8 protein-coding genes, 1 other RNA gene and 1 pseudogene are annotated in these 5,273 nt (G+C 43.7%); 5 read left to right on the top strand and 5 right to left on the bottom strand.

Translation table 11 applies throughout. The features are described from left to right. Positions 1–525 (top strand): annotated as a pseudogene (locus ONZ52_RS24450) (DNA repair protein RecN); the annotation flags it as partial. Between the two features lie 72 nt (positions 526–597). Here the strand turns inward: ONZ52_RS24450 and fur are convergent. Continuing rightward, entirely contained in the window at positions 598–1,008 is a 411-nt protein-coding gene (fur, locus tag ONZ52_RS24445; RefSeq protein WP_111607180.1) for a ferric iron uptake transcriptional regulator, read from the bottom strand. A gap of 69 nt (positions 1,009–1,077) precedes the next feature. Between fur and ONZ52_RS24440 the strand changes: the two genes are divergently transcribed. Continuing rightward, positions 1,078–1,395 (top strand): outer membrane protein assembly factor BamE, encoded by a 318-nt coding sequence (locus ONZ52_RS24440; RefSeq protein ID WP_265217944.1) that lies wholly within the window; start codon positions 1,078–1,080, stop codon positions 1,393–1,395. 3 nt (positions 1,396–1,398) lie between these two features. Here ONZ52_RS24440 and ONZ52_RS24435 read toward each other — a convergent pair whose 3' ends face one another. The 4 genes from ONZ52_RS24435 to ONZ52_RS24420 are packed head-to-tail and all read right to left on the bottom strand — an operon-like array spanning position 1,399 to position 3,471. Next, on the bottom strand, positions 1,399–1,677 hold the full coding sequence (locus ONZ52_RS24435; protein WP_265217945.1) for an RnfH family protein: 279 nt from the start codon (positions 1,675–1,677) through the stop codon (positions 1,399–1,401). A gap of 1 nt (position 1,678) precedes the next feature. Next, positions 1,679–1,954 (bottom strand): type II toxin-antitoxin system RatA family toxin, encoded by a 276-nt coding sequence (locus ONZ52_RS24430; protein WP_265221169.1) that lies wholly within the window; start codon positions 1,952–1,954, stop codon positions 1,679–1,681. Then, the gene (locus tag ONZ52_RS24425; RefSeq protein WP_265217947.1) at positions 1,860–2,111 is read right to left on the bottom strand and encodes a type II toxin-antitoxin system RatA family toxin; all 252 of its coding nucleotides are present in this window, start codon (positions 2,109–2,111) and stop codon (positions 1,860–1,862) included. Before ONZ52_RS24425 ends, ONZ52_RS24430 begins: the two co-directional genes overlap by 95 nt. A gap of 1 nt (position 2,112) precedes the next feature. Next, positions 2,113–3,471 carry a sodium-dependent transporter gene (locus ONZ52_RS24420; RefSeq protein WP_265221168.1) on the bottom strand — a complete coding sequence of 453 codons (1,359 nt, stop codon included), beginning with the start codon at positions 3,469–3,471 and terminating at the stop codon, positions 2,113–2,115. A 181-nt stretch (positions 3,472–3,652) separates the two neighbouring features. Between ONZ52_RS24420 and smpB the strand changes: the two genes are divergently transcribed. The 3 genes from smpB to ONZ52_RS24405 all read left to right on the top strand — a co-directional run. Next, complete coding sequence (gene smpB / locus ONZ52_RS24415) at positions 3,653–4,132, top strand: SsrA-binding protein SmpB (protein ID WP_111607185.1); 480 nt, start codon at positions 3,653–3,655, stop codon at positions 4,130–4,132. Between the two features lie 113 nt (positions 4,133–4,245). Further along, positions 4,246–4,606: a transfer-messenger RNA gene (gene ssrA, locus ONZ52_RS24410) on the top strand. Between the two features lie 441 nt (positions 4,607–5,047). Continuing rightward, a partial coding sequence (locus tag ONZ52_RS24405; RefSeq protein WP_265221166.1) for a hypothetical protein occupies positions 5,048–5,273 on the top strand: 226 nt, incomplete at its 3' end.

Here is a 5,273-nt window from a genome sequence, read left to right as displayed (position 1 = left end):
ATACACGGGCTTGGCATGCCCCACGCACGCTTTTTTATTCAGTGCCAACCCCTTAATCAAGTATCAGCCAATGGTTTTGAGGACATTGAATACATGATTGCCTCTAACCCCGGCCAACCAGCACAGCCGTTACGAAAAGTCGCTTCGGGTGGTGAGCTGTCACGTATCAGCTTGGGAATTCAAGTAGTGACCGCACACACATCGATTATTCCGACCTTGGTTTTTGATGAGGTAGACGTTGGCATCAGCGGCGGCATCGCCGAGGTGGTAGGTCGTATGCTGCGCTCTGTTGGCAAACGTGGCCAAGTCTTTTGTGTGACTCACTTGGCGCAAGTGGCCGCACAAGGCAATCAGCATCTACGAGTCAGCAAACTGGTTGAAGACGAAGCAACCTCTTCTCAAGTCGAGTTACTCAAAGATCAGCACCGCACTCAAGAGATCGCTCGCTTGTTAGGCGGACTCGAACTCACTGAGCAAACACTCGCTCACGCCCGTGAAATGCTTGGCAATGTCCAATTGCAATAACCCACTCAATAAAAAGGGCCTAAACTCGTCGTTTAAGCCCTTCTATGTATCACCCAAAGGTCATATGAACGATTATTTTTTCTTTGGACGCACGTAAATAATCAAGCTATGGTCCTCAATATCAAAACCATGCTCTTCTGCAATTTCGCGTTGACGCTTTTCGATAATAGGATCAACAAATTCAATCACCTTGCCGCTGTCTAGACAAATCATATGATCATGATGATCGCCTTTCGCCAACTCAAACACAGCCGTACCAGCCTCAAAGTGATGGCGTTGTACTAATCCTGCAGTTTCAAACTGGGTTAGCACTCGATAAACCGTCGCTAAACCTACGTCTTCACCTTGATCTAGTAAAGTGCGATACACATCATCAGCACTCATATGACGGTCGCCCGCACCTTCAAGAATTTGTAAAATTTTCACTCGTGGTAGAGTTACCTTGAGTCCCGCTTTCTTTAGCTCTTGATTTTCGCTAGTCATGAGTCATTCTCTATTCGATCTTGTTGATAATTACTTTATCATTAGCACACCAGAGTAAGGATAATACAAATGAAAAAATCAGTTTTAATATTATGCGCAGCGCTTTCACTCGGCGCATGCAGTTTATTTCCACCACCTTACAAGGTTCCAGTAACACAAGGAAACCTTGTCACCAAGGAACAGCTATCACAGTTACAAATTGGCATGTCTGAATCTCAGGTCACTTATCTATTGGGCAACCCAATGCTAAGAGACACCTTTAAACCAAACGAATGGCATTACCTATACACAACACTATACGCAACGCCAGACACCAAACAAAGTGATGCAGACGACCTGGTGCTAATTTTTAGCGATGGCGTCTTAACACAAATCAAAAACAACTAATCCTTAGTTGTTTTTTGCTGCACGGTTGGCCCTAGCTTGTTTTGGGTCAACCTTCAGCTCACGATACAGCTCAACTCGCTCGCCTTCTTTTAACACTTGCTCTTCTGCGTTTCTTACCGCTTTACCAAAAATCCCCACCTTCACCGTTTCTACATCCACATCCGGAAAAAAAACTTGGATATTAGAACGACGAACCGCATCGCGCACTGTGCAACCTTCTTCAACCTCTAAAGTGATAATTTTCTGCTTTTCAGGTAGAGCATACGCTACTTCCACTCTCATCTTATTCACCGTACACCACTTTGGCCCGCTTGCTAAAAGAATCCACCATGGTGTTGGCAATTTGACTAAACACCCCACCAAAGGCAAATTTCAGCATGCCGCTCAGTTCAAAATTAATACTCAGCATAATTTTACAGCTTGTCGGAGACAACTCTGTGAACGTCCATACCCCATGCAAACGTTTAAATGGCCCTTTCACCAAAGTCATCTCTATTCGACTGTAATTTTCCAAAAAGTTCTTGGTTGTGAAAGATTGTCTTACCGGCCCTTTTCCCACTTCCAAAGAAGCCACGATTTCTGTTGGCGTTTTTGAAATGAGAGTAGAGTCCCAAGCAACCCGGTAAAAACTCAGGATAACCATCGATATCATTCACCAGTGCAAACATTTGCTCACAACTGTAATTCACATGCGCGAATCGCTCTATATGGCTCAAATTACACTCCTATCCAGCCAGCAAGAGTAATCACTATCATTGCTGGAATACTTATGTATTTCAATGTCTTATACCACCATTGAAAGTGATTTGCTTGCTTTGTAATCATCTCATTTTGCAGCATAGGACGAGGAATAAACCACGCCACCAAAACGGACAACAAAATCGCCCCAACAGGCAAAAGAATCAGGGATGTAAATTTATCCAATAATTCAAACAGATTTAGTCCAAACATCAGCTTGCTGTCCCAATGATTAAGAGACAACAACACGGCAATGCCCACAAACCAAACCGCCATGCCCATTAATAACGCCGCTTTTAAACGGGCAATGTAAAATTTTTCATGCAACCAAGCGACAAACAGTTCCAACATGGAAATCGCCGAGGTTAACGCCGCCACCACAAGCAATAAAAAGAACACCCCTGCAAAAAACTGCCCGCCTAACAAATTACCAAAAATGATCGGCAAAGACACAAACGTCAAACTTGAGCCCGCCTGAACATCAATATCAAACGAGAAAACCAACGGAAAAATCACCAGCCCAGCTAAAAGAGCCACCAACAAATCCACGCCCACCACAATGCTACAGGCTCGAGCAATGGACATACGTTTACTCATATAGGCGCCATAAGCAAACATGGCTCCCATGCCAACACTTAAACTAAACAACGCCAAACCGACAGCGGCCAATACCACATCAAAGGTAATATTCTGCCAAGACCAGCGGAACATAAAGTTCAATGCCTCGCTCATATTGCCGATCATCATCGAATAACACGCCAGTAATAACAGTGTTACCACCAACACGGGCAATAAAATGCGTACTACAGCGGACAAACCGCGCGTCACCGATTGGCCAACGGTCAATACCACCAATACCATAAAGACCGAATGCCACAATAACATTTCACTGGGCGTCGCTAACAGTTCATTGAACATGCTAGACGCGCCCACCTGAGTAATATTATCAAATCCCCCCGTGATAGCTCGGTCCAAATAAGCAATAGACCAGCCAGCAATCACACTATAAAACGTCAAAATCAAAAAACCTGTGATCCCCGCTAACCAAGGCACCAACACCCAAGCAGGGTGCACAATGCGGCGTTCACTTAAATCATTTACCGTATCAATAGGATTTGAACGCACTGTTCGGCCAAGCGCCACTTCTGCGATCAGTACCGGCAAACCCACCAGCAGTAGACACAGGCAATACACTACCAAAAAAGCGCCGCCACCGTTTTCACCAAGCACATAGGGAAACTTCCAAATGTTGCCTAATCCCACAGCAGATCCGCTGGCCGCAAAAATAAATATCCATGGACTTGACCAGATACCTTGTAAACATCGACTTTCAGGCATAAATTTAGGCTCTAAATACACAAGATGTGTTTTAAGGATAGGAACAAAATACGAACATAAGCAACGTACGTGACACCTAACCAGACAAATTTAGTTAACAGGTACGAATTTTCCAACATTCAGGCGCATACCTCAAGAAAAGCATAGGTTTTTGCCTCTATCGACCGTATAATTTCCAACTATGAGTAAAGTAAAGAAAAAATCCAGCAGCACGGGCACCATCGCGCTTAACAAACGTGCAAAATACGACTACTTTGTCGACCAGAAGTTCGAAGCCGGTTTGGTTTTATCTGGTTGGGAAGTAAAAAGCCTGCGCGAAGGCAAAGCCCAATTAGTAGACTCCTTCGTCATCATCCACCAAAACGAAGCGTGGCTTGTCGGTGCGCGTATTACGCCACTGCTTAGTGCCTCAACGCATGTTGTTTGTGAACCTTTGCGCCAACGTAAATTACTGTTGAACCGCAAAGAGCTTGATAGGATCATCCAAGTCACCGAGCAAAAAGGCAAAACCTGTGCGGCCATGGCACTGTACTGGAAAGCCAACAAAATCAAATGCGAAATCGCTTTGGTAACAGGTAAAAAAGAACACGACAAACGTGATACTGAACGTGATCGTGATTGGTCAAGAGACAAAGAACGATTAATGAAACACAGTGCCTAGTCTGACCCATTCATAAAGGTTATTTAACCGTGTAGTGAATAGGAACAAACTAAGCATTTCAGCGTTATCTCTAGCGTAAGCCAATAGTTTGCGTTAAACTAACGTTACTTTTTGGGGGCGACATGGTTTCGACGTCGGTTACAAACCCAAAGGTGCATGTCGAGAGTGATACGTGATCTCGTTAATCCCCCGTATCAATTTAATAGTCGCAAACGACGAAAACTACGCTTTAGCAGCCTAAACCGCTGCTAGTGTGCTGCCCTCAGGTTGCTTGTAGCCAGAGATTCTGCAGTATCATAAATTACAAGATGCTAACTGATGCCCCGCCTAGGGATAAGGTTATAAGATTAAGTAGGCTCGCCATTAACACCCTGTCCTTCGGGCGGTTCGTGGTCAAATAATAGAAGTGACTATGCATGTAGAGCCGATGGCAGAGGACTGACGGACGGGGGTTCGACCCCCCCGCCTCCACCAATTAAAGGCTTGATTTTAAAAGGGTTTGCACTTTTTAAGATGAAGTCGACACACAAACGACACACTGTTTGTGAGTCATATAAAAAACCACCTTCGGGTGGTTTTTTATTGCCTTAAATTTACCACTCCCACCTCTTTCTACCAAAATCACCCCATTCAGCGAACCATCCCCTCCTTATCACTTAACGAAAATAGCGACTCCTCTAGAGAAAACCTTTACACTTTTCAATTAGCAAAGAGTAACAGCGGTGTACCTCATCCCCTAGGATGGAGACTTATTTGTAAAACGAGTGCAAAAACAGCTAGACGGCTTGGTTGCTATCACCTCAGACAACAAGAACGACTGAGACATGACATGCCAACTCAGGACTTGAGCAAACTTAAAATAGTTGGCCGCGTTGTGTAGTCTGGCAATACGATGATTTAGGAGAGGAAGGAAAAATGAAAAAAATAATTACCTTCATAACTGATAATTTCACTTTATCGGGAGCACTTTTTGCTGTTTATTTTTTTATAATTCATAAATATTTTGATATAAGCCTAGAAGACCTTAAAAGCATCGAAATTAAGGATGTTGGAGGATTTTTAGGCGGGATTTTTTCCCCACTTGCATTTCTAATGTTGATAATTGGATATATAAAAGAACATAAAAATTCTGAATTTACAA

The sequence above is a fragment of the Marinomonas rhodophyticola genome (assembly GCF_026113935.1).
Classification (GTDB): domain Bacteria; phylum Pseudomonadota; class Gammaproteobacteria; order Pseudomonadales; family Marinomonadaceae; genus Marinomonas; species Marinomonas rhodophyticola.
The sequence above is the reverse complement of the archived record's forward strand: the minus strand, read 5'-3'. Positions and strand labels throughout refer to the sequence as shown.